We start from the raw sequence: 20,930 nt of genomic DNA, 5'->3' as shown, positions 1-20,930 counted from the left end.
GCGCCAGAACGACGGCAAGCCGTCGTGCGCTCAAGCCCTCTCCCGCCGGGAGAGGGAGGGATATGACGGAACGAATGATGCAAGTTCTCAAAACCAAAGTCCTGATCATCGGCGCGGGCACCGGCGGCTATGTCGCCGGCATTCGCTGCGGCCAGCTGGGCCTCGACACTGTGCTGGTGGACGGCGGAGATGGCCAAGGAAACGCAGGATTGGGCGGGACCTGCCTGAACGTCGGCTGTATTCCGTCAAAGGCCATCATCCATGCGGCGGGCAAGTTCGAGACTGTGGCCAAGGCGGCCGGCGGCGGGACCCTGGGCATCACGGCGGCCAAGCCGGCCATCGACCTGAAACAGACGGTCGAATGGAAAGACGGCATCGTCCGTAAGCTGAACGCCGGGGTCGCGGCCCTGCTGAAGAAGGCCAAGGTCAAGGTGATCAAGGGCTGGGCGGCCTTCGAGGACGCCAAGACCTGCGTGGTGAAAACCGAAGACGGCGACATCCGCATCACCGCCGAACACGTCATTCTGGCGACGGGATCGGAGCCGGTCGAACTGCCCTTCCTGCCGTTCGGCGGCGACGTCATCTCCTCGACCGAGGCGCTGAGCCTGTCGGACGTGCCCAAGAAGCTGGTCGTGGTCGGCGGCGGCTATATCGGGCTGGAGCTGGGCATCGCCTTCAGGAAACTGGGCGCCGAGGTGGCTATCGTCGAAATGGCCGAGCGGATACTCCCGCTCTATGACAAGGCCCTGACCGATCCGGTCGCCAAATGGCTGGAGAAACATGGCGTCGAGCTGCACCTGGGCGCACGCGCCGGCGGGTTCGGGAACGGCAAGCTGAACGTCACGACCAAGGACGGCGAACCGCTGCAACTGGACGCCGACAAGGTGCTGGTCACGGTGGGGCGTCGGCCGCGCACCCAGGGCTGGGGTCTGGAAAACATGGGCGTGGCCATGGCCGGGCCGTTCGTGAAGATCGACCAGCGCTGCGCCACCAGCATGCGGAACGTCTGGGCCGTGGGCGACCTGACCGGCGAACCCATGCTGGCCCACAAGGGCTCGGCCCAGGGCGAGGTGGTCGCGGAGATTATTGCGGGCCATGACCGGGTGTTCGATCCCGTCACAATCGCCGCCGTCTGTTTCACCGAGCCTGAGATCGTTTCGGCGGGCCTGGGTCCGAACGATGTGGCGGGCCGCGACGACGTGATCACCAGCGTCTTCCCCTTCGCCGCCATCGGCCGGGCCCTGGCCATCGAGGCGGGCGAGGACGGGGGCTTCGTGCGGGTCATCGCCTCCAAGGCCGACCACCGCATCCTGGGCGTCCAGGCGGTCGGCCAGCATGTGTCGGAGCTGTCGAACAGCTTCGCCCAGATGCTGGAGATGGGGGCGGTGCTGGAGGATGTGGCGGGGACGATCCACGTCCACCCGACCCTGGGCGAGGCCTTCCACGAGGCGTCCCTGCGGGCTCTGGGCCACGCCATCCATATCTGAGACCTGATCCTGAGACCCGGCCGCTCCACGACGGATCGCGCCATAGAAAAAGGGCGGGACCTTGCGGTCCCGCCCTTCTGCATTTTCAGCCTGGAGTGACTTGGACTTAGAAGTCCATGCCGCCCATGCCGCCCATGCCGCCCATGTCGGGAGCCGAGGAGCCGCCCGACTTCTTGGGGGCGTCGGCGACGGCGGCTTCCGTGGTGATCAGGATGCCGGCCACCGAAGCGGCGTCTTGCAGGGCCGTGCGGACGACCTTGGCGGGGTCGATGACGCCCATCTTGACCAGGTCGCCGTATTCTTCGGTCTGGGCGTTGAAGCCGAACGAGGCGTCATCGTTTTCCAGAACCTTGCCGACCACGATCGAGCCTTCGACGCCGGAGTTTTCGGCGATCTGACGGATCGGGGCTTGCAGGGCGCGACGGATGATCGCGATGCCGGCGTTCTGGTCGGCGTTGTCGCCCTTGACGTCGGCCAGGATCTTGGAGGCCTTCAGCAGCGCGATGCCGCCGCCGGGAACGATGCCTTCGTCAGCCGCGGCGCGGGTGGCGTTCAGGGCGTCGTCGACGCGGTCCTTCTTTTCCTTCACTTCGACTTCGGTCGAACCGCCGACGCGGAGAACCGCGACGCCGCCGGCCAGCTTGGCCAGACGTTCTTGCAGCTTTTCCTTGTCGTAGTCGGAGGTGGTGTCTTCGATCTGGCGCTTGATCTGGGCCACGCGGGCTTCGATCTCTTCCTTGCCGCCGACGCCTTCGACGATGGTGGTGTCGTCCTTGGTGATCGAGACCTTCTTGGCCTTGCCGAGCATGTCGAGGGTGACGGTCTCAAGCTTGATGCCCAGGTCTTCCGAGATGACCTGGCCGCCCGTCAGGATGGCGATGTCTTCCAGCATAGCCTTGCGGCGGTCGCCGAAGCCCGGAGCCTTGACGGCGGCGACGCGCAGGCCGCCGCGCAGCTTGTTGACCACCAGGGTGGCCAGGGCTTCGCCTTCGATGTCCTCGGCGATGATCAGCAGCGGACGGCCCGACTGCACCACGGCTTCCAGGATCGGCAGCATGGCTTGCAGCGAGGTCAGCTTCTTCTCGAACAGCAGGATGAGCGGCTCTTCGAGAACAGCCTCCATCTTGTCGGCGTTGGTGATGAAGTAGGGCGACAGGTAGCCGCGGTCGAACTGCATGCCTTCGACGACGTCGACGGTGGTGTCGGCGGTCTTGGCTTCCTCGACGGTGATCACGCCTTCGTTGCCGACCTTGGCCATGGCCTGGGCGATCAGTTCACCGATTTCCGAGTCGCCGTTGGCCGAGATGGTGCCGACTTGAGCGATTTCCGAGTTGTTCGAGACGGGCTTGGACTTGGCCTTGATCTCTTCCAGCACCAGGCCGACGGCCTTGTCGATGCCGCGCTTCAGATCCATCGGGTTCATGCCGGCGGCGACGGCCTTCAGGCCCTCTTGCACGATGGCCTGAGCCAAGACGGTCGCGGTGGTGGTGCCGTCGCCCGCCTTGTCGTTCGTCTTCGAAGCGACTTCGCGGATCATCTGGGCGCCCATGTTCTCGAAGGCGTCTTCCAGCTCGATCTCTTTGGCGACCGACACGCCGTCCTTGGTCGAGCGCGGGGCGCCGAAGGACTTCTGGATCACGACGTTGCGGCCCTTGGGACCCAGGGTCACCTTGACAGCGTTGGCGAGAACGTTGACGCCGCGCAGCATCTTGTCGCGCGCGTCAGTGTTGAAGTGTACGATTTTAGCGGCCATGCGGGCTGCTCCTATCTAGATGGATTGATGGAAGAAAATCGAACGTCGGGTGCTTAGGACAGCACGCCCAGGACGTCGGATTCCTTCATGATGATGAGGTCTTCGCCGTCGATCTTCACTTCCGTGCCCGACCACTTGCCGAACAGGATGCGGTCACCGGCCTTCAGTTCCAGAGCGTTGACCTTGCCGGTCTCATCGCGAGCGCCGGGACCGACGGAGACGACTTCGCCTTCCTGCGGCTTTTCCTTGGCGGTGTCGGGGATGATGATCCCGCCCTTGGTCTTGGATTCTTCTTCAACGCGCTTGACCAGCACGCGGTCGCCGAGCGGACGAAACGCCATCGGTTCTCTCCTTTTGTACCCCCGAACGGGGGCGACTTGAAAACGGTGGGCCAGCCTTCTCCAGATCGCCGTTTTAGCAGCCGACCAGAGAGAGTGCTAACGCGAGCGGGAGTTAGTCAGAGCAGGGCCCAGCGTCAAGGCGGGCCGCCCCATCGGGCGTGCGAAACTTCCGCGACAGGTGAACCCCAAATGAACGGCCGGCTCCGGGCCTGTTCAAGCAGGGGCTGGCAGAACCGTCTCAACGCTGGAGCCCGTCCACACCCGGACAGGCGAAACCCGGCCCGAAAATAAAGGAGACGACCATGTCCAAGATGCTGAAGATCACCGCCGTCGTCGCCGCGCCGGTCGTGGCCATGACCCTGATGGCCGCCCCGGCCTCGGCTCAGTCCTACCGCGACCGTGATCGCGGGGACGACAACTCCGCCCGCAACGCCTTGATCGGCGCGGCGGTGGGCGGTCTGGCCGGCGCAATCTACGGCAACGGCGACGGCAGCTATATCGCCGGCGGGGCCCTGGCCGGCGCGGCGCTCGGCGCCGTGGCGTCCAATCGCGGCTCGGGCTGCGAATATTATCGCGGCGGCCAGTGCTACCGGAACCAGGGCCACTGGGAACGCGAGCACGGCATCAACAGCCGCGACCCGCGCTGGGAGCAGCGCCGGGACTATCGCGACTATCGCCGGGACCAGCGTTATGACCGCCGGGACGAGCGTCGCGACTACCGCTACGACCGCCGCTGGTAAAAGACGGATCGGATGAAGAAGGGGCGTCCTGCGGGGCGCCCCTTTTTGTTACGCCGCGTCCCGGCGCTGGCCCCAATGCGGGAAGGGATCCTCCAGCTTGGCCCAGCCCTTGGGCCCGCGCTCCATCTCGAACCGGGTCAGCAGGGCCGCGTCGAACATGGAGGTCAGCAGGTCGCGGTTCATGTCCTTGCCGATCAGGACGATCTCCTGACGGCGGTCGCCGTAGGGCTGGCGCCAAACGGCTTCGATCGCCTTCAGCCATTCGAGATTGTCGTCGGGCCAGCGGTCGCGCGGGGCCGAGGCCCACCACAGCCCGCCCCATTCATGCTCCGTCACCGCCCCCGCCTGACTCCAGGATCCGACATAGTCCATCCGGCTGGCCAGCCAGAAGAAGCCCTTGGAGCGCCAGACGCCGGGCCATTCCCTGTTCAGCAGGTCGTAGAAACGCCGGGGATGGAACGGCCTGCGCGCCCTGTAGACGAAGGTTGAAACGCCGTATTCCTCGGTCTCGGGCGTCACCTCGCCGCGCAAGGCCTGAGACCAGCCGGCGGCCTCTTCCGCCCGCTCCATGTCGAACAGGCCCGTGCCGATCACCTGGTCCAGGGCAACGGCGCCACGCACCGCCTCGATGATCCGGGCGCGGGGATTGAACTGGGTCATCATCGCCTTCAGCGTCCCGAGCTGCGTCTCCTCCAGCAGATCGCACTTGTTCAACACGATGACGTCGGCGAACTCGATCTGGTCGATCAGCAGATTGGCGACGGTGCGCTCGTCGTCCTCGCCCAGATGTTCGCCGCGGGTCTTCAGCCGGTCGGTCGAGGGATAGTCGCGGTAGAAGTTGAAGGCGTCCACCACTGTGACCATGGTGTCGATCCGGGCCAGGTCCGACAGGCTGAAGCCGTCCTCGTCGCGGAAGTCGAAGGTGGCCGCGACCGGCATGGGTTCGGAAATCCCGGTGGATTCGATCAGCAGACAGTCGAACCGACCCTCGCGCGCCAGCTTGCCGACCTCGATCAGCAGATCCTCGCGCAGGGTGCAGCAGATACAGCCATTGGACATCTCCACCAGCCGTTCCTCGGTCCGCGACAGGTCCGCCCCGCCGCCGTCCCGCACCAGGGCGGCGTCGATGTTCACCTCGCTCATGTCATTGACGATCACCGCGACCCGCAGCCCGTCGCGGTTCGACAGGATGTGGTTCAGCAGGGTCGTCTTGCCGGCCCCGAGGAAGCCGGACAGGACGGTGACGGGCAGTTTCTTGAACTCGGACACGAAGGCGCTCCACGGATGCTGCGCCGAGCTTGACCACAGCCGGGCGACTATGAGAGTTACGTTATAGTATAACACACATAGTCAGCAAGGTTTTCCATGGCGGTCGGCTCAGTCGTCCAGGGGCAGGCGCCCACGGTCTTCACCACCCTGTTCGAGCCGCAGGTGCGGATGGCGATCTGGTCGCGGCCCAGCCCCATGCCGCCCGCCTCCCCGCCCCCGGCCGACTTCACCGCCGAATGCGACGGGCGCTGGATCGCCCCATCGGGCCCGGCGCCCGAGTGGTTGCTGCAGGATATCGAGAGATTGGCGGAGATCGTGGCGGCGATCAGCGGATGCGAGGCCTGGCGCGCGCGGTGCGAGACCGTGACCCGGCGCGCCTGCCCGCGCTTCCACCAGGACGCGGTCCCGGTGCGCCTGATCGTCGCCTATGAGGGACCGGGGCCGGAATGGGCCTTCGCCGGCGAGATCGGCGAGGATCTGGACGGGCGCAAGATCGGCACCCGCCGCCGGGTCCGCACCCTTCACCCCGGCGATGTCGCCGTCATGAAGGGCACGGCGCCGGGCTGGGAGGCCTGGCCGGAGTTTCCGGAGGTCCTGCACCGCTCGCCGCCGGCCGGGAAACGATCCCCCCGGCGCGTCTTGACGATCGACGCCGCGCCGGGCCGCGAGGACCGGGTTTGATCAAGGTCGCGACTGGGCGCGCCCGATCAGGCCGAGATGAGTCACGCCAAAGGCTTCAGGCGATTTCAAGCCATATCCCAAGGCGCGGTCCAGGCCGATATGGACCAGCCAGATCAGCGCCACGGACGTCGCTGAAGGGATAGACGCTGCGAGCCCCACGCCGCCCAGCAGGAGGGGGCCGATCAGGCTGTGCGCCAGGTTATAGACCAGGGCGCCGAAACGCGGCCCCGCCAGATAGGCCGCGAAACTGACGTCGGGAACCAGAAACAGGACGGCGAACAGTATCCAGCCTGCGTCCATATGGGCGTAGGCGACGAGGCCTGCACCGAACAGCGCCACGCCCTCAAGCCTTTGCCAGGCCGCAGCGACGACGTTCATTGAGACAGACGCCTCATCAGACCGGCGGTCGAGGGGTCCAGATCGGCGGAGGGGCCGCCGGCGTGGACGTCCTTCAGGATCGCCTTGGCCAGGACCTTGCCCAGTTCGACACCCCATTGGTCGAAGCTGTTGATGTCCCAGATCACGCCCTCGACGAAGGTCTTGTGCTCATAGAGGGCCAAGAGGGCGCCCAGGGTCTCGGGCGTCAGGCGGTCCATCAGGATGGCGGTCGAGGGGCGGTTTCCGGTGAAGGTTCGGTGGGTCGCCAAACGGGTCGCCTCTTCCTCCGAAAGGCCTTGTGACAGGCCTTCCGCCTTGGCGGCTTCGGTGGTCTTGCCCAGCATCAGGGCCTGACCCTGGGCCAGGGCGTTGGACCAGAGCGGCGATTCCGGCGCGTCCGCATGGGTTTTGGCCACGATCACGAACTCGGCCGGGACGATCTGGGGCCCCTGGTGGATCTGCTGGAAGAAGGCGTGCTGGCCGTTGGTGCCGGGCTCGCCGAACACCACCGGGCAGGTCTGGCGCGTTACTGGGGTTCCGTCGCGATGCACCCGCTTGCCGTTCGACTCCATCTCCAGCTGCTGAAGGAAGGACGGCAGGCGGCGCAGGGCGTGGGCGTAGGGGGCGACGGTGCGGGCCGGTCGGTTCAGGCCATCCACGTTGAACACCTGGGCCAGGGCCAGAAGGATCGGGGCGTTCTGCTCCAGCGGGGCCGAGACGAAATGATCGTCCATGGCCGCCGCCCCGGCCAGCATGGCCTCGAACACGTCCCAGCCCAGGGCGATGCCGCACGACAGGCTGACCGCCGACCACAGCGAATAGCGTCCGCCGACCCAGTCCCGGAAGGCGAAGGTGCGGCCGCAGCCAAAGGCCGCCGCCTTGTCCGGCGCCGCCGTCACCCCGATGAAGTGTTTGGTCATGCCCTCGGCGGGCAGGGACGCGGCCAGCCAAGCCTTGGCGGCCTCGGCGTTGGCCAGGGTTTCCTGGGTGGTGAAGGTCTTGGACACGACCACGACCAGGGTGGTTTCCGGGTCCAGGCCGGTCAGGGCCTCGGCCATGTCGCGCGGGTCGATATTGGCGACGAATCTCAGGTCGATGTACGGATCCAGCGGGCGCAGGGCGTCCCAGACCACGCGCGGGCCCAGGTCCGACCCACCGATGCCGACGTGGACGATGGCCTCTAACTTGCGGCCCGTGGCCCCCGCCTCGGCGCCCGAGCGGACGGCGTCGGCATAGGTTTTCATATCGGCCCGCACGGCGTCCACCTCGGCCGAGACCGGCTCGCCCAGGGCCTTGAAGTCGGCGCCGGCAGGGGCGCGCAGGGCCGGGTGCAGCACGGCGCGGCCCTCGGTCAGGTTGACAGCCTCGCCGGCGAACAGGGCGGCGCGACGGCCCTCGACATCGCTGGCGCGGGCCAGATCAAGGCAGGCTTCGAAGGCGGCCTGGGTCCAGCTCTGTTTCGACAGGTCCAGATACAGGCCCGCCGCCTCGACCGACATCCGCGTCAGACGGTCGGGATCGGCGGCGAACTGGTCCACGATACGGGTCTTGCCGGCCGCTTCAGCGGCGGCGTCGAAGGCGGTCCAGGCGTCGTCACGGGTCATCGGTCGTCCTCTGGGGAGAGAAGTCGGGGAGAGAAGAAGGTAAACACTCGTTTACGGGTCGGGCGTATGCCGGTTCAACGTCCTAGCCGACGCTGAAACAGGAAGTCACCTCATGTCCTGCGGCCTTGCTCTCACAATCGCCCTGACCCTGTCCAATCCTGCGGTGGCCCTGGCGGCCGAACAGCCCGCTGCGGCGGTCGGCGCCCCCGTATCGGTCGCCGGCGAGCCCCTGTTCGCCGACATCGTCGCCCGATCCGGGGCCCTGAAGGCGGTGGTGGACGGCTGGGCGGCGTCAAAAGCGACCGAAGACGCGGCCTTCTTCACCAGCCAGGCCTTCGTCGGCTTCAAGGCCCAGGCCGAAGCCCTGGCCGCCCTGGACCTGCAGGGTCATCTGATCCTGAAGGAACGCGGCACGGACGGCGATCTGAAATGCATCCTGCGGGGGATTTCCGAGGACATGCCGAAGAAGCTGGAGGCGGTGCAGGCGGCCGCCACGCCCGCCGAGCGCGCCACGGCCCTGTCGGAACTGTCCTATCTGCTGAACGACAATGTCGAAGTGATCACCGCGCCGCCTCAGCCGGAAGTCTAGAGGATCAGAACTCCGAGATCGCGCCGGGACGACGCGACCGGGTCTTCAGCCACATGACGCCCAGCAGATCGGCGAAGGCGACCTTCAGCCGGCCCCAGTTGGTGTATTTCGACCGGCCCGTCTCGCGGTGGCGATGATCGACGTCCAGATACTGGTTCCGGAACCCCTCGCGGATCATCAGGGCCGGCAGATAGCGGTGGATGTGATCGAAATAGGGTAGCTGCAGGAAGACGTCGCGGCGGAAGACCTTCAGCCCGCAGCCGGTGTCGTCGGCGTCGTCGCCCAGCAGGTTGCGGCGGATACGGTTGGCCCACAGCGAGGCCTGGCGTTTGGCCTGCGAATCCTGACGCTTGGCGCGACGACCGCCGACCAGGCCGACGTCGGCGGGCGCCGCCAGCAGCGCGTCCACCAGGCGCGGCGCGTCGGCGGGCGGGTTCTGGCCGTCGCCGTCCATGGTCACGATCACGGACCCGCGTGCGGCGAGAACTCCGGTGCGGACCGCGCGGCTCTGGCCGGCGTTGGCGCCGTGCGACAGGATCCGCAGGGCCGGCAGCTCGGCCTGTGCGGCCTTCAGTTCGGCCAGGGTGGCGTCCTTGGAGGCGTCGTCGACGAAGATCATCTCATACGAGCGGCCTGCGAAGGCGGCCGCGATCTCACGGGCCAGGGGCACGGCGGCGCCGGCCTCGTCATGGACGGGAACGACGACGGAAATCTCGGGCGCGGCATGGCTTGTCGGGGCGGTCATCGCCGCTCCATAGACGAGATCGCCCGCTTAGGGGAGACGGCTGACGACAGGCCGGTCGGCGTGTAAGGATCATCGAATGAAGACTTTCGATCTGGATCGCCGCATCGCCGGCTGGAGGGGGCCGCTTCTCGCCGCCCTGCTGACGCTGGTCGCCGGCCTGCCCGGCCTGCTGCTGTTGCCGCCGCTGGACCGCGACGAGAGCCGGTTCGCCCAGGCGACGGCCCAGATGCTGGAGAGCGGCGACTATGTCGACATCCGCTTCCAGGACGAGCCGCGCTGGAAAAAGCCGGTCGGCATCTACTGGCTCCAGGCCGTCGCCGTCTCGTTGACTTCGGATGTCGAGGATCGCGACATCGCCCCCTATCGAATTCCGTCCCTGCTGGGCGCCATGCTGGCCGCCTGGGCCGTGGCCTGGGCCGGATCGGCGATGCTGGGCAGCCGCGTCGGCTTCTTCGGCGGCGCCATCATGGGGGCCACCTTCCTGCTGTCGACCGAGGCGGGCATCGCCAAGACCGACGCCATGCTGTGCGGCGCCACCACCCTGGCCATGGCGGCCCTGGCGCGGATCTATATGGCGGCCAAGGCCGGCGAACGCCCGATCCGGCCGCACAAGCTGCTGTTCTGGATCGGGATCGGCCTGTCCGTCCTGATCAAGGGACCGATCGGGCTTCTGGTCATCGCCCTGGCCGTCATCGCCCTGTCGATCTGGGATCGCGACGTGAAATGGCTGGGGCGGCTCGGCTGGGGCTGGGGCCTGCCCCTGGTCGCCCTGATGGTCGGGCCCTGGGCCATCGCCATCACCATCGCCACCGACGGCGGCTTCTGGCGCGAGGCCATCGGCGGGGATCTGGCCCCCAAGATCGCCGGCGCGCATGAAAGCCATTCCGGCTTCCCCGGCATGTATCTGTTGCTGGCGCCCCTGCTCTTCTTCCCCTCGACCCTGCTGCTGCCCGCCGCGGTTTCGACCGGCTGGAGCCGCCGGGCCGAGCCCGCGATCCGCTTCCTGGTCTGCTGGCTGGTTCCCGGCTGGCTGATGTTCGAACTGGCCCCGACCAAGCTGTGGCACTACACCCTGCCCACCTTCGGCGGTCTGGCCCTGCTGGCCGCAGCGGCCCTGGCGCGGCCGATCGGCAAGGTCTCGCGCATCACCGGGGCCGTGCTGGCGATGTTCGCGGCCGTGCTGATCATCGGCATCACCGTCTATGGACTGACGGTCTATGGCACTTCGACGGCTCAGACCTGGGCGGCCCTGACCGTGGGCACGACCCTGGCGGCGGCGGCCATGGGCGCCTTCCTGTTGCTGAACCGGGCGACGGTCGCGGCCCTGGTCGCCTCGCTCGCCTTCGGGATCGTGGCCCATGGCGCCCTGGCCGGCACCATCCGTCAGCTGCGCCCCCTGGCCATCGCGCCCCAGCTTGAGAAGACGCTTGAGGCCGCCGACCTGCATCCGCGCCAGGGCCGCACCCCCGGCCCGGTGGCCATCACCACCTTCCATGAGCCCAGTTTCGTCTTCCTGACCGGGCGGGACACCGAGCTGACCGACGCCGAGGGCGCCGCCCGCGCCCTGGCCGAGGGCCGGCCCGCCATCGTCGAGGCGCGCGACGCCGACGCCTTCCGCGCCGCCGCCGGACGACTGGGGGTCTCGGGCCGCGCCGTCGGGGTGGTGCGGGGCTACAACTATTCGGGCGGGGACGAGATGACCCTGACCGTCTACGCCCCGCCGCCCCGGCCGACGACCAGCGCCGATGCGGGCGAGGGCGAGGCCCCTTGAGCCGGTTCATCCAGATCGTCGAAGTCGGTCCCCGCGACGGTCTTCAGAACGAGAAGACGGTGCTGGAGCCTGCGGTTCGCGCGGACCTGGTTCGGCGACTGGAGACGGCGGGCGCGCGGCGGATCGAGGCCGTCTCCTTCGTCCATCCCAAATATGTGCCGCAGATGGCCGGCGCCGAAGAGGTGATGGCGGCCCTGCCCTCGACCCCCGGCCGCAGCCGCATCGGCCTGGTCCTGAACGGCAAGGGCTATGACCGGGCGCTGGCGACCGGCGTGGACGAGGTCAATGTCTCGGTCGCCGCCACCGACGGCTTCGGCCTGAAGAACCAGGGCCTGTCGGTGAAGGACCAGTTGGTGATGCTGGGCGAGATCGTCGCCCGCCGCCACAATGCGGAGGCGTCGGACGGCGCGCCGTCGCTGTCGGCCATGATTTCCTGCGTCTGGGGCTGCCCCTTCGACGGCGAGGTCTCGGTGGATCAGGTCGCGGACATGGTCGGCGCCATCGCCGAACTGGGCGTCGGCGAGATCGGTCTGGCCGACACCATCGGCGCCGGCGATCCCTGGGCGGTGACGCGCAAGGTCGAGGCCGCCCGCAAGGCCGCGCCCGAGGCCACCCTGCGTCTGCACTTCCACGACACCCGAAACACCGGCCTGGCCAACGCCTATGCGGGGGTCGAGGCCGGGATCGACGTGCTGGACGCCTCAGTCGGGGGCATCGGCGGCTGCCCGTTCGCGCCCGGCGCCACGGGGAATATCGCCACCGAGGACTTGGTTTATATGCTGACGCGCGGCGGGTTCGAGACCGGCTATGATCTGGACGCCCTGATCGCCACCGCGCGCTGGATCGGCGAGGCCCTGGGCCGCCCGGCCCCGTCCGCCCTCAGCCGCGCAGGCGGTTTCCCCAGCGCCTGAGACCCGCCGTCACACCTCCGTCGTGGCGAACCGAGGCAAAAGGCGGTAGTCAGGGTTAATAAGCGCAGCCATTGCGCCGGGGAGGACCGCCATGCTCATCGCCATACCCCTGCTGCTGATCCCGGTGATCCTGTACAATATCGTCGTGCTGTTCGGGGCCTCGAGCAATGTCGGCATGGCCCAGGCCGACGCCATATTGCGCGACCCGCTGTTCTCCATCCCCATGGCCTCGGGCGCCCAGTGGAACATCGGCTCGGGCGATCTGATCCTGTTCCTGGGCCTGATCCTGCTGTTCTTCGAGCTGATCAAATCGACCTCCAGCCAGAAGGTCGCCATCGTCAATCACGCCCTGTCGATGGTCCTGTTCATCGTCGTCCTGGTCGAATTCCTGCTGATCCGCGGCTTCGCGACCTCGACCTTCTTCCTGATCGTGGTGATGATCCTGCTCGATGTGCTGGCCGGCTTCATCGTCACCATCATCTCGTCCCGCAAGGATTTCGACCTCGGGAACTGACGGCCGAGGGCGGACACCAGGCCCCATACGGCCTCAAGCAGCCCGAAGGGCGATAGGCCCCATACGGCCTCAAGCAGCCCGAAGGGCGATAGGCCCCATGCGGCCTCAAGCAGCCCGATAGCGCGGTAGGCCCCTAAGAAGTCGATAGGCCCCTAAGAGAATGCCGTGAAGATCAGGGCCACGACGGCGACGTCGAAAACCTTGGCGGCGAGGCTGAATGCGGCGGGCATGGGCTGGTCCGAAAAGAGGCGGTCTGCCCCTGTCCCAGCAAGCTCCGTGCCGCCGCCTCAGATGTCGGTCTTGGCGGCCTTGCCGGTCGGCGGCCGGCGCTCGGCCTCGCCGGAATATTCGGTCCCCAGATAGGCGGCGCGGGCGGCGTCGAGCACCGGCGGACCGCCCCGCAGGCCCCGTTTCTGGCCGCGCTGTCCCATCTGCTGGGCGACGAAGGCGGCGGCGCCAGGATCGATAGCCGCATGGACGGCAGGTCTTGCCGGGGCCGCTTCGGGCTTGAACTCCGGTTCAGGGCTCTCGCTTTGAACCAGGGCGCGCGAGGCGGCGTGCTGGGCGCGGCGCTCCTGTTCGCGCCGGTCCCCGTCTCGCCGGTCCACCCGCTGGGGGCCGCCGACCGGCTGAATCCGATCGGTCATTTCGTCTTCGATCCGCCCGCCAGACGATCGATCTGGGCGCGCATCTCGTCCATCTGGCGACGCATCTCGTCCAGGGCGTCAGGCGCAGCGGGCGGCGTCTCATCCATGGGCTCTGCGCCTGCCGCCTGGGGCGTGGGCTCGACACGCGAATAGCCGAAGGCCGGGAACATCTGCATGGCCCGTTCGAACATGGCCATATTGGCCTTCGCCGCCTCTTCCATCAGGCTTGCGCCCGAGCCGGCGCCAAAGGCGCGGCTCATCTGGCTGGCGAACTGTTCCTGCTGGCGACCGAAGTTGGCCAGCGACATCTCCAGATAGGAGGGCAGAACGCCCTGCATCTGACCGCCGTAAAAGCCGATCAGCTGACGCAGGAACTGCACCGGCAGCAGGGCCTCGCCCCGGCTTTCTTCCTCGAAGATGATCTGGGTCAGGATCTGGCGGGTCAGGTCGTCGTTGGTCTTGGCGTCATAGACGACGAACTCGGTCCCCTCGCGCACCATGGCGGCGAGGTCTTCCAACGTCACATAGGCGCTGGTCCGCGTATTGTAGAGCCTGCGGTTGGCGTACTTCTTGATGACGACCTGTGCGCCGTCGCCGTTCTTTCCGCCCTTTGTCTTTTCGTCAGCCACGCTTGTTCTCGCGATGTTGCAACGCGTCACTATCCTCCGTTGCGACGCGAAGCGCTAGAGGCCGTAAAAGCGCAGGCTCCGGACGACCTCAGTGGCTCATCGCAGGGGCCAGAACCACGCCGACCAGCACCGCCATCCAGTGGACCGTGGCCCCGGTGACGACGAAACCGTGCCAGATGGCGCGACGGAAACGCACCTTAGGGCTGATGAAGACGAAGACCCCGGCGGTATAGATCAAGCCGCCCAGCACCAGCAGGCCCAGGGCGATGGGGTGGACCGTCTCCACCATCGGCTTCAGCGCGGCGACCGCCAGCCAGCCGAACACCACATAGACGCCGCTCCAGAACTTGTCGGAAATGCGCGGTGCGAACAGCTTCACGCCTGCGCCGACGAAGGCCAGGGTCCAGATCAGGGCGGTGAAGCCGACGGACCAGCCGCCTTCGAACCTCTGGGTCGTGAAGGGCGTATAGCTGCCGGCGATCATTAAAAAGATGGCGGCCTCGTCGAGCCGGCGCAGCACGGGCCGCGCGGCGCAGGGCCTGGTCCAGTTGTAGATTGTCGAGGCGGTCAGCATGCCGACCAGGCACAGGGCGTAGATGGCCGTGGCCAGAACCCCGCCGATCCCGGTGTAGACGCCGGCCAGCCCTGCCAGAATGACGCCCCCGACCGCCGCCAGCATCAGACCCACGACATGGACCCAGAGGTCGGCCAGGCGCTCGGCGCGCGTCTGGTAATGCTCGATCATGTCCAGCTCGTCCGGCGTGCAGACGTGGGTGACAAGGCGGTTCAGCGTTCGCAGCATGGCCAATCAAATCCAAGATCGTCCGTATCGTTCCCGCCAGAATGGGCCATCAGGGTGACGAATGACTGAATCCGCGCCGATGTTTTTCGTCCGCAGGTGACGAAGCCGCAGGGATGCGGCAAAACGGCAACGAAATATTCCGCAGCGAGTGAAATCCCCATGACCGACGTCGTCATCGTCTCCGCCGCCCGCACGCCTGTCGGGTCTTTCCTCGGCGCCCTGTCGGCCCTGCCGGCGTCGAAGCTGGGCGAGATCGCCATCACGGCGGCCCTCGAACGCGCGGGCGTATCAGGCGATGAGGTGGACGAGGTGATCCTGGGCCATGTGCTTCAGGCCGCCGCCGGCCAGGGTCCAGCCCGCCAGGCCGCCGTCGGCGCCGGGGTGCGTCAGGAGGCGCCGGCCTGGAGCCTGAACCAGATCTGCGGCTCGGGCCTGCGCGCCGTCGCCATCGCCGCCCAGCAGATCGCCCTGGGCGATGCGAAGATCGTCGTCGCCGGCGGCCAGGAAAGCATGAGCCAGGCGCCCCACGCCCAGCAGCTGCGCGCCGGGCACAAGATGGGCGACGTCGCCCTGGTCGACACCATGGTCAAGGACGGGCTGTGGGACGCCTTCAACGGCTATCACATGGGCCAGACCGCCGAGAACATCGCCGACAAATGGGCGATCACCCGCGAAGCCCAGGACGAATTCGCCCTGGCCAGCCAGCACAAGGCCGAGGCGGCGCAGACTGCAGGGCGGTTCGACGCCGAGATCGTCCCGGTCGTCATCCCCGGCAAGAAGGGCGACGTCGTCGTCGACAAGGACGAATATATCCGCCACGGCGCGACCCTCGATCTGATGCAGAAACTGCGGCCGGCCTTCACCAAGGAGGGCAGCGTCACCGCCGCCAACGCCTCGGGCCTGAACGACGGCGCCGCCGCCCTGGTGCTGATGAGCGCCGAAGAGGCCAAGGCGCGGGGCCTGGAGCCCCTGGCCCGTATCGCCGCCTACGCCACCGCCGGGGTCGATCCGTCGATAATGGGCACGGGCCCGATCCCGGCCTCGAAGAAGGCGCTGGAGAAGGCCGGCTGGACCGTCGCGGACCTGGACCTGGTCGAATCCAACGAGGCCTTCGCCGCCCAGAGCCTGTGCGTCGTCAAGGAGCTGGGCCTCGACCCGGCCAAGGTCAACGTCAACGGCGGCGCCATCGCCATCGGCCACCCCATCGGCGCCTCGGGCGCCCGCATCCTGACCACGCTTCTGTTCGAGATGAAGCGGTCGGGGGCCAAGAAGGGTCTGGCCACCCTGTGCATCGGCGGCGGGATGGGCGTGGCGATGTGCGTGGAGCGGGGGTGACGCGCCCCGTTCACCCAACCGCCCAAGCGATCATACTGGCCAGACCGAGCACCCATAAGGCTCAACGCATCATGCCGGCGCTGTGGTCCACGTTGGCAGTTTCGATCATCGGCGGAACAGCTGTATTCCTGCTTCCGCAAGCCAGCTTAGGCATGAACACCGCAAAAGGCATCGTGGCCCTTTGCGCTCTAGGATCTGCGCTCTACTGCCTAATTGTTTTGGATGATATTCGAAAGGGAAAGGTCGGACTGGTCTGGGTCGATGAGGAATTTCTGTTTTGTAGGACGCCCCATCTTGGTCGATTGCGACTGCAGCAGCCTGTAACCGCGCGTGTCGTCCGTCGCCGCTCCATTTACGGCTCCCACGACGAGCTGATTGTAAGAAATGTGGACGGTGAAAGCTTGACCGTCGCGGCATTTTATTCTGACACATCAGCCGCCGCCATGCGCGACGCCTTGATCGGCCCAGAGGATGCGATGATCACTCCGGGCCGCCCATGGGGTTAGATCCTCAGAAAAAGATGCCGCAGTCAGCCCCAGGGACCGCGAGGTTCTGTCGGCGTGGCGGGCACGCCGGTGGTCGTGCGGACGGGGGTGACCGGCACAGCTGATGCGGCGGCCGATTCCACAAAGGCGCGGGGCCGCGCGCCCATCTTCGCGCCGAGCGCCATCAAGGCTTTCACGCGGTTGCCGGTGGCCGGATGGGTCGAGAACAGATTGTCGGCGCCGCGCCCGGCCAGGGGATTGATGATGAACATCTGGCCCGAGGCGGGATTGCGCTCGGCGGTGGGATTGTGGATCCGCTTGGCGTAGGCGTCGATCTTCTGCAGGGCCGAGGCCAGGGCCTGGGGGTCGCCGGCGATCTCGGCGCCGACGCGGTCGGCCTCGTATTCGCGGCCCCGGCTGATAGCCATCTGCACGAGACCGGCCGCCATCGGCGCCAGAATCATCAGGGCCAGGGTGCCGATGATCCCCCCCAAGCCGCTTTCCTGGCGCTCCCGGTCGTCGCCGCCGCCGAAGAAGAGGGCGAAATTGGCCAGGGCGGCGATGGCGCCGGCGATGGTGGCCGTCACCGTCATGATCAGGGTGTCGCGGTTCTTCACATGGGCCAGTTCGTGCGCCATCACCCCCCGCACCTCTTCGCGCGTCAGCATGTCCAGCAGGCCGGTGGTGGCGCAGACGGCCGCCCGCTCAGGATTGCGGCCGGTGGCGAAGGCGTTGGGCTGGTCGTTGGGAATGATGGCGACCTGAGGCTGGGGCAGACCGGCGTCGCGCGCCATCTGGCGCACGTCGGCGACATAGTTCCGCACCACGGCATTGGGGTGCTGCTCGTCGACCGGCTGGGCCCGGTACATCTTCAGCACGATCTTGTCGGCGTTCCAGTAGCTGAACAGGTTCATGCCGCCGGCGAACACCAGGGCGATGGCCATGCCTGTCGCGCCGCCGATCAGATATCCGACGCCCCCGAACAGGGCGGTCAGGGCGGCCAGCAGGATGAAAGTCTTCAAATGGTTCATCGTCGTTCCGTCCGCGATCAACCGGTTTTTCTGGCGTCGCAGCTTCAATCGACTATTTGAGGCCACGAGACGCCGCCCTCAAGGGAGCTGACCTGTGACCGAACATCCCACCCCCGATAGCGGCAACGCGACCGCCCACAACGAAAACCCGCCCGTTTTCAACGCCGACATCCCTCATGCGACGCCCCAGAAGCCGCTGAGCGAGGTCGCGCGCCGCGCCCTGCTGGAGGCGGCCGATCGCCGCGCGGCCGAGCAGGTCGCGACGACCGCCTCCGAATACGGCGGTCCGACCGGCCCTGAGCCTACCCGCTATGGCGACTGGGAGAAGAAGGGTCTGGCCGTCGATTTCTGACGCCGGATCGCGGCCGGCGGGCGCAGCACTTGCCTGAACAGGGACAACTCAGAGGAGTCTGTCCCGTGACGATACAGTCCATGATCGCGGCCGCGTCGGCGGCCCTGCTGCTTTCCGCCGTTCCCGCCCTGGCCGGGGGACCGGCGAGCGGCGGTTGCGGAAGCTGTGGCGGCGGTCATCAGGGCGGCGGCGGACACCCTGGAGGCGGTCACAGCGGCGGGAACTCCAACAGCAACGTCAATGTGAACGTGAATGCGGGAGCCAGCGCCTCGGCCTATGCCGGGGCCGCCGCCTATTCCGCCTTCAACGCCCGCGCCTATTCCCATTCGTCCAGCGTCAGCCATGGCTCCAGCGGCGGCGGCGTGACCTATGTCGGCGGGGGCGGTTACGCCGAGGGCGGATATTCGGGCGGCTATATTCCCGGCCCGCCCGTGACCTTCGTCGGCCCGGCCCCGGTCAGCGCCCCCGTCGGCTATCCGGTCTATGGGTTCGGACGCGACTACATCGGCTGGCGCCCGTATCAGCCGCAGCGCCCGGCCGAGTGCGATTGCCGCCCCGAGCCGCGCCCCGCCTATCGGGAAGACCGGCACGAAGGCCGCTATCACGAGCGGCATGAACAGACCTATGAGCAGCGCGAGCACCACGAACGGGAGCGCGCCTATGTGGAGGCGCCGCCGGTCCATGTTCCACCGGCCCCGGTCGAAATCGCGCCCGCCCCGGTTCATGTGGCCCCGCCCGAGGTCCACGCCCCGCCGCCGGTCCAGGACTATTACGGCGACCTGCCCCCGCCCAATTATGTCGCGCCCCAGGCCCCGCCGCGCCAGTATTACGCCCAGGAACCCGGCGAGCGCGGCTGATCGCTAGATCAGGGCGATGCTTTCGGCGACGGCCAGGGCTGCGGCCCGGGGATCGGTCGCCGCGGTGATCGGGCGGCCGATCACCAGATGGGTGGCGCCGGCCTGAAGCGCGACTTCGGGCGTCGCCGCCCGCGCCTGGTCGTCCAGGGCGGAACCCGCCGGTCTCACGCCCGGCGTCACGATCAGGAAGTCCGGGCAGCCGGCCGCAACGGCGATCTCACGCACCCGCGCCGCCTCGTGGGGACTGGAGACCACGCCGTCGATCCCGGCCTCCAGCGCCTGGCGCACACGCAGCTCCACCAGATCAGCCGGCGACAGACTATGGTCGTCGGCGGCGAGATCCTCGGCCGTCAGACTGGTCAGCACCGTCACGCCCAGAACCTTCAGACCCGATCCCGTCACGCCCCGCGCCGCCGCCGCCATCACCTGGGGTCGAGCGTGCACGGTCAGCAGATCGCAACCCGCGTCCGCCAGATTGGCCGCCGCCTTTTCGACCGTCGCGCCGATGTCGTGCAGCTTCCAGTCCAGAAACACCTTGCGACCCTCGGCCTTCAGGTCGCGCGCCAAGTCCATGCCCCCCGCCGCGAACAGCTGCAGCCCGATCTTGTAGAAGCCCACCGCGTCCTGCACCCGCGCGACCAGGGCCGCAGCCTCTGCGACCGTCGGCACGTCCAGGGCGCAGATGATCCGTTCGTCGGGACCGCGATTGGGGGCGACGGTTTGGGTCTGGGTCATCGACGGACTCGCGCTGAGCGGCTATGCGAGGACGCAAGGGGTGCGTCGGCGCGGCCGGCGTGTTGAATTTCAAGAGCGAGGCGAGGCGATGAACGCGGTCGATCTGGGTGTCAACCTGTTCGTGACCCTGTTCGCGCTGCTGGATCCCATCGGCAATCTGCCCATCTTCGCCGCTGCCACCGCCGGGGCGACGCTGCGTCAGAGAATTTCGGTCTCGGCCCTGGTCTGCCTGTTCGCCGCTGTCTTCCTGTCCTTCTTCCTGTTCACCGGCCTGGGCCTGCTTCAGTTCTTCGGCATTTCGCTGGCCGCCTTCCGCATTGCGGGGGGCATATTGCTGCTGCTGCTCGGCCTGGATATGGCGCGCGGCGACTTCCTGGCCATGTTCGCCGACAAGGACGCCCTGGCCGACAGCAAGGACGTCCGCGGCTACGCCCGCAGGCGTTTCCAGCGGCTGGTGGTGCCCTTCGCCATTCCCTTGATGATCGGCCCCGGCGCCATTTCAGCCGTGATCATCAATGCGGGCGAGGCCGCCCAGCTGGGCTATGCCGGCATGGCGGGCTCGGTCATCGCCATCGCCGCCGCCTGTGTCGTCTCCTGCATCTGTTTCGCCCTGACCGGTTATCTGAGCCGGGTGCTGGGCGAGGTGGGCATGGCCATCATCGTCAAGGTGCTGGGCCTGATCCTGTGCGCCCTGGCCATCCAGTTCATCCTGTTGGGCCTGGGCGAGGCCATTCCGGGCATGATCTCGGGCGCCGTGACCGCACCCTATCCGGCCGCCCCCTGACCGCTCAGTCGGCCGCGTCCTCGATGGCGTGGATGTCGTCGTCGGACAGGCCGAAGTGGTGGCCGATCTCGTGGACCAAGACATGGGCGATCAGCTCGGCCAGGCCGACGTCGCCGCGTTCGCACCATTCGTCCAGGATCGGCCTGCGGTAGAGGAAGACCCAGGACGCCTCCGCCGCCGGACCCAGACTGTCGCGGCGACCGATGTCCACCCCGTGATACAGGCCGGTCAGTTCGAACGGATCTTCGATTTCCAGATCGGCCAGGGTCTGTTCATCGGCGAAGTCGTCGATCCGGAAGACCACCTCGCCCGCTGCGGCGCGGAATTCCGCCGGCAGGGCCTCAAACGCCTCGCGCGCCAGTCGGGCGAAGTCGTCCAGAGAGGGGGCGAAAAGGTCGGCGGTCGCGTCGGTCATGCGTCCGCTATCGCCGCCTGGGCGGTTCAGCGCAACGGGGCGGGTTGACGCAAAGACGGCCTCGATTTTTTCTCG

Annotated in this window: 24 protein-coding genes; 12 read left to right on the top strand and 12 right to left on the bottom strand. The window is 67.5% G+C overall.

Going from position 1 to position 20,930, the window contains the following annotated elements; all coding sequences use genetic code 11:
* Nucleotides 1-74 precede the first annotated feature (74 nt).
* The gene (gene lpdA, locus ACW177_RS01830; RefSeq protein WP_492026965.1) at nucleotides 75-1,487 is read left to right on the top strand and encodes a dihydrolipoyl dehydrogenase; all 1,413 of its coding nucleotides are present in this window, start codon (nucleotides 75-77) and stop codon (nucleotides 1,485-1,487) included.
* A 106-nt stretch (nucleotides 1,488-1,593) separates the two neighbouring features.
* On the opposite strand, the gene groL is transcribed toward lpdA, so the two are convergent.
* Together groL and groES are read right to left on the bottom strand one after the other, a co-directional pair.
* Complete coding sequence (groL, locus tag ACW177_RS01825; protein WP_492026964.1) at nucleotides 1,594-3,240, bottom strand: chaperonin GroEL; 1,647 nt, start codon at nucleotides 3,238-3,240, stop codon at nucleotides 1,594-1,596.
* A 53-nt stretch (nucleotides 3,241-3,293) separates the two neighbouring features.
* The gene (gene groES / locus ACW177_RS01820) at nucleotides 3,294-3,581 is read right to left on the bottom strand and encodes a co-chaperone GroES (protein ID WP_492026963.1); all 288 of its coding nucleotides are present in this window, start codon (nucleotides 3,579-3,581) and stop codon (nucleotides 3,294-3,296) included.
* Nucleotides 3,582-3,883: 302 nt separating this feature from the next.
* Between groES and ACW177_RS01815 the strand changes: the two genes are divergently transcribed.
* The gene (locus tag ACW177_RS01815; RefSeq protein ID WP_492026962.1) at nucleotides 3,884-4,321 is read left to right on the top strand and encodes a hypothetical protein; all 438 of its coding nucleotides are present in this window, start codon (nucleotides 3,884-3,886) and stop codon (nucleotides 4,319-4,321) included.
* A 48-nt stretch (nucleotides 4,322-4,369) separates the two neighbouring features.
* Here the strand turns inward: ACW177_RS01815 and zigA are convergent, their stop codons facing one another.
* The gene (zigA, locus tag ACW177_RS01810; protein ID WP_492026961.1) at nucleotides 4,370-5,590 is read right to left on the bottom strand and encodes a zinc metallochaperone GTPase ZigA; all 1,221 of its coding nucleotides are present in this window, start codon (nucleotides 5,588-5,590) and stop codon (nucleotides 4,370-4,372) included.
* Nucleotides 5,591-5,686: 96 nt separating this feature from the next.
* On the opposite strand from zigA, the gene ACW177_RS01805 reads away from it, so the two are divergent.
* Nucleotides 5,687-6,271 carry a DUF1826 domain-containing protein gene (locus ACW177_RS01805; RefSeq protein WP_492026960.1) on the top strand — a complete coding sequence of 195 codons (585 nt, stop codon included), beginning with the start codon at nucleotides 5,687-5,689 and terminating at the stop codon, nucleotides 6,269-6,271.
* On the opposite strand, the gene ACW177_RS01800 is transcribed toward ACW177_RS01805, so the two are convergent.
* Together ACW177_RS01800 and pgi are read right to left on the bottom strand one after the other, a co-directional pair.
* Nucleotides 6,272-6,649 carry a DUF4260 domain-containing protein gene (locus ACW177_RS01800; RefSeq protein ID WP_492026959.1) on the bottom strand — a complete coding sequence of 126 codons (378 nt, stop codon included), beginning with the start codon at nucleotides 6,647-6,649 and terminating at the stop codon, nucleotides 6,272-6,274.
* Nucleotides 6,646-8,253: a glucose-6-phosphate isomerase gene (gene pgi, locus ACW177_RS01795; protein ID WP_492026958.1), complete on the bottom strand. Its 1,608-nt coding sequence runs from the start codon at nucleotides 8,251-8,253 to the stop codon at nucleotides 6,646-6,648. The genes ACW177_RS01800 and pgi overlap by 4 nt, the downstream gene beginning before the upstream one ends.
* Before the next feature lie 112 nt (nucleotides 8,254-8,365).
* Between pgi and ACW177_RS01790 the strand changes: the two genes are divergently transcribed.
* Entirely contained in the window at nucleotides 8,366-8,842 is a 477-nt protein-coding gene (locus ACW177_RS01790; RefSeq protein WP_492026957.1) for a hypothetical protein, read from the top strand.
* 4 nt (nucleotides 8,843-8,846) lie between these two features.
* Here the strand turns inward: ACW177_RS01790 and ACW177_RS01785 are convergent, their stop codons facing one another.
* Nucleotides 8,847-9,587: a glycosyltransferase family 2 protein gene (locus ACW177_RS01785; protein WP_492026956.1), complete on the bottom strand. Its 741-nt coding sequence runs from the start codon at nucleotides 9,585-9,587 to the stop codon at nucleotides 8,847-8,849.
* A 76-nt stretch (nucleotides 9,588-9,663) separates the two neighbouring features.
* Here ACW177_RS01785 and ACW177_RS01780 point away from each other — a divergent pair, with 76 nt between their 5' ends.
* The 3 genes from ACW177_RS01780 to ACW177_RS01770 all read left to right on the top strand — a co-directional run bounded on the left by ACW177_RS01780 (nucleotide 9,664) and on the right by ACW177_RS01770 (nucleotide 12,783).
* Complete coding sequence (locus tag ACW177_RS01780) at nucleotides 9,664-11,358, top strand: ArnT family glycosyltransferase (RefSeq protein WP_492026955.1); 1,695 nt, start codon at nucleotides 9,664-9,666, stop codon at nucleotides 11,356-11,358.
* On the top strand, nucleotides 11,355-12,269 hold the full coding sequence (locus ACW177_RS01775; RefSeq protein WP_492026954.1) for a hydroxymethylglutaryl-CoA lyase: 915 nt from the start codon (nucleotides 11,355-11,357) through the stop codon (nucleotides 12,267-12,269). Before ACW177_RS01780 ends, ACW177_RS01775 begins: the two co-directional genes overlap by 4 nt.
* Before the next feature lie 91 nt (nucleotides 12,270-12,360).
* Nucleotides 12,361-12,783 carry a hypothetical protein gene (locus ACW177_RS01770; protein ID WP_267515040.1) on the top strand — a complete coding sequence of 141 codons (423 nt, stop codon included), beginning with the start codon at nucleotides 12,361-12,363 and terminating at the stop codon, nucleotides 12,781-12,783.
* Between the two features lie 287 nt (nucleotides 12,784-13,070).
* Here ACW177_RS01770 and ACW177_RS01765 read toward each other — a convergent pair whose 3' ends face one another.
* The 3 genes from ACW177_RS01765 to trhA form a co-directional block, all read right to left on the bottom strand.
* A complete protein-coding gene (locus tag ACW177_RS01765) occupies nucleotides 13,071-13,430 on the bottom strand; it encodes a hypothetical protein (RefSeq protein ID WP_492026953.1) in 360 nt (119 codons plus the stop codon).
* Nucleotides 13,427-14,059 carry a polyhydroxyalkanoate synthesis repressor PhaR gene (phaR, locus tag ACW177_RS01760; protein ID WP_492026952.1) on the bottom strand — a complete coding sequence of 211 codons (633 nt, stop codon included), beginning with the start codon at nucleotides 14,057-14,059 and terminating at the stop codon, nucleotides 13,427-13,429. Before phaR ends, ACW177_RS01765 begins: the two co-directional genes overlap by 4 nt.
* A gap of 88 nt (nucleotides 14,060-14,147) precedes the next feature.
* Nucleotides 14,148-14,861: a PAQR family membrane homeostasis protein TrhA gene (gene trhA / locus ACW177_RS01755; protein WP_492026951.1), complete on the bottom strand. Its 714-nt coding sequence runs from the start codon at nucleotides 14,859-14,861 to the stop codon at nucleotides 14,148-14,150.
* A 159-nt stretch (nucleotides 14,862-15,020) separates the two neighbouring features.
* Between trhA and ACW177_RS01750 the strand changes: the two genes are divergently transcribed.
* Entirely contained in the window at nucleotides 15,021-16,196 is a 1,176-nt protein-coding gene (locus ACW177_RS01750; protein ID WP_492026950.1) for an acetyl-CoA C-acetyltransferase, read from the top strand.
* 71 nt (nucleotides 16,197-16,267) lie between these two features.
* Complete coding sequence (locus ACW177_RS01745; RefSeq protein ID WP_492026949.1) at nucleotides 16,268-16,702, top strand: hypothetical protein; 435 nt, start codon at nucleotides 16,268-16,270, stop codon at nucleotides 16,700-16,702.
* Nucleotides 16,703-16,725: 23 nt separating this feature from the next.
* On the opposite strand, the gene htpX is transcribed toward ACW177_RS01745, so the two are convergent.
* Complete coding sequence (gene htpX / locus ACW177_RS01740) at nucleotides 16,726-17,712, bottom strand: zinc metalloprotease HtpX (RefSeq protein WP_492026948.1); 987 nt, start codon at nucleotides 17,710-17,712, stop codon at nucleotides 16,726-16,728.
* Nucleotides 17,713-17,806: 94 nt separating this feature from the next.
* On the opposite strand from htpX, the gene ACW177_RS01735 reads away from it, so the two are divergent.
* Both ACW177_RS01735 and ACW177_RS01730 read left to right on the top strand, forming a co-directional pair.
* Complete coding sequence (locus ACW177_RS01735; protein WP_492026947.1) at nucleotides 17,807-18,064, top strand: DUF1674 domain-containing protein; 258 nt, start codon at nucleotides 17,807-17,809, stop codon at nucleotides 18,062-18,064.
* Nucleotides 18,065-18,129: 65 nt separating this feature from the next.
* Nucleotides 18,130-18,921, top strand: coding sequence for a hypothetical protein (locus tag ACW177_RS01730; RefSeq protein ID WP_492026946.1), 792 nt, complete (start codon nucleotides 18,130-18,132; stop codon nucleotides 18,919-18,921).
* Between the two features lie 3 nt (nucleotides 18,922-18,924).
* On the opposite strand, the gene pyrF is transcribed toward ACW177_RS01730, so the two are convergent.
* Complete coding sequence (gene pyrF / locus ACW177_RS01725; protein ID WP_492026945.1) at nucleotides 18,925-19,656, bottom strand: orotidine-5'-phosphate decarboxylase; 732 nt, start codon at nucleotides 19,654-19,656, stop codon at nucleotides 18,925-18,927.
* Between the two features lie 88 nt (nucleotides 19,657-19,744).
* Between pyrF and ACW177_RS01720 the strand changes: the two genes are divergently transcribed.
* A complete protein-coding gene (locus ACW177_RS01720; protein WP_492026944.1) occupies nucleotides 19,745-20,440 on the top strand; it encodes a MarC family protein in 696 nt (231 codons plus the stop codon).
* Between the two features lie 4 nt (nucleotides 20,441-20,444).
* On the opposite strand, the gene ACW177_RS01715 is transcribed toward ACW177_RS01720, so the two are convergent.
* A complete protein-coding gene (locus ACW177_RS01715; RefSeq protein ID WP_492026943.1) occupies nucleotides 20,445-20,855 on the bottom strand; it encodes a metallopeptidase family protein in 411 nt (136 codons plus the stop codon).
* Nucleotides 20,856-20,930: the final 75 nt, after the last annotated feature.

This window comes from Brevundimonas sp. AVps23W (genome assembly GCF_058681395.1).
This window is presented reverse-complemented; position numbering and strand designations above follow the sequence as displayed.

Excerpts from the sequence above, each read along its gene's own strand:
- lpdA (WP_492026965.1), top strand. The coding sequence starts at position 75 with ATGATGCAAGTTCTCAAAACCAAAGTCCTGATCATCGGCGCGGGCACC.
- groL (WP_492026964.1), bottom strand. The coding sequence starts at position 3,240 with ATGGCCGCTAAAATCGTACACTTCAACACTGACGCGCGCGACAAGATG.
- groES (WP_492026963.1), bottom strand. The coding sequence starts at position 3,581 with ATGGCGTTTCGTCCGCTCGGCGACCGCGTGCTGGTCAAGCGCGTTGAA.
- ACW177_RS01815 (WP_492026962.1), top strand. The coding sequence starts at position 3,884 with ATGTCCAAGATGCTGAAGATCACCGCCGTCGTCGCCGCGCCGGTCGTG.
- ACW177_RS01805 (WP_492026960.1), top strand. The coding sequence starts at position 5,687 with ATGGCGGTCGGCTCAGTCGTCCAGGGGCAGGCGCCCACGGTCTTCACC.
- ACW177_RS01800 (WP_492026959.1), bottom strand. The coding sequence starts at position 6,649 with ATGAACGTCGTCGCTGCGGCCTGGCAAAGGCTTGAGGGCGTGGCGCTG.
- pgi (WP_492026958.1), bottom strand. The coding sequence starts at position 8,253 with ATGACCCGTGACGACGCCTGGACCGCCTTCGACGCCGCCGCTGAAGCG.
- ACW177_RS01790 (WP_492026957.1), top strand. The coding sequence starts at position 8,366 with ATGTCCTGCGGCCTTGCTCTCACAATCGCCCTGACCCTGTCCAATCCT.
- ACW177_RS01785 (WP_492026956.1), bottom strand. The coding sequence starts at position 9,587 with ATGACCGCCCCGACAAGCCATGCCGCGCCCGAGATTTCCGTCGTCGTT.
- ACW177_RS01780 (WP_492026955.1), top strand. The coding sequence starts at position 9,664 with ATGAAGACTTTCGATCTGGATCGCCGCATCGCCGGCTGGAGGGGGCCG.
- ACW177_RS01770 (WP_267515040.1), top strand. The coding sequence starts at position 12,361 with ATGCTCATCGCCATACCCCTGCTGCTGATCCCGGTGATCCTGTACAAT.
- ACW177_RS01765 (WP_492026953.1), bottom strand. The coding sequence starts at position 13,430 with ATGACCGATCGGATTCAGCCGGTCGGCGGCCCCCAGCGGGTGGACCGG.
- trhA (WP_492026951.1), bottom strand. The coding sequence starts at position 14,861 with ATGCTGCGAACGCTGAACCGCCTTGTCACCCACGTCTGCACGCCGGAC.
- ACW177_RS01750 (WP_492026950.1), top strand. The coding sequence starts at position 15,021 with ATGACCGACGTCGTCATCGTCTCCGCCGCCCGCACGCCTGTCGGGTCT.
- ACW177_RS01745 (WP_492026949.1), top strand. The coding sequence starts at position 16,268 with ATGCCGGCGCTGTGGTCCACGTTGGCAGTTTCGATCATCGGCGGAACA.
- htpX (WP_492026948.1), bottom strand. The coding sequence starts at position 17,712 with ATGAACCATTTGAAGACTTTCATCCTGCTGGCCGCCCTGACCGCCCTG.
- pyrF (WP_492026945.1), bottom strand. The coding sequence starts at position 19,656 with ATGACCCAGACCCAAACCGTCGCCCCCAATCGCGGTCCCGACGAACGG.
- ACW177_RS01720 (WP_492026944.1), top strand. The coding sequence starts at position 19,745 with ATGAACGCGGTCGATCTGGGTGTCAACCTGTTCGTGACCCTGTTCGCG.
- ACW177_RS01715 (WP_492026943.1), bottom strand. The coding sequence starts at position 20,855 with ATGACCGACGCGACCGCCGACCTTTTCGCCCCCTCTCTGGACGACTTC.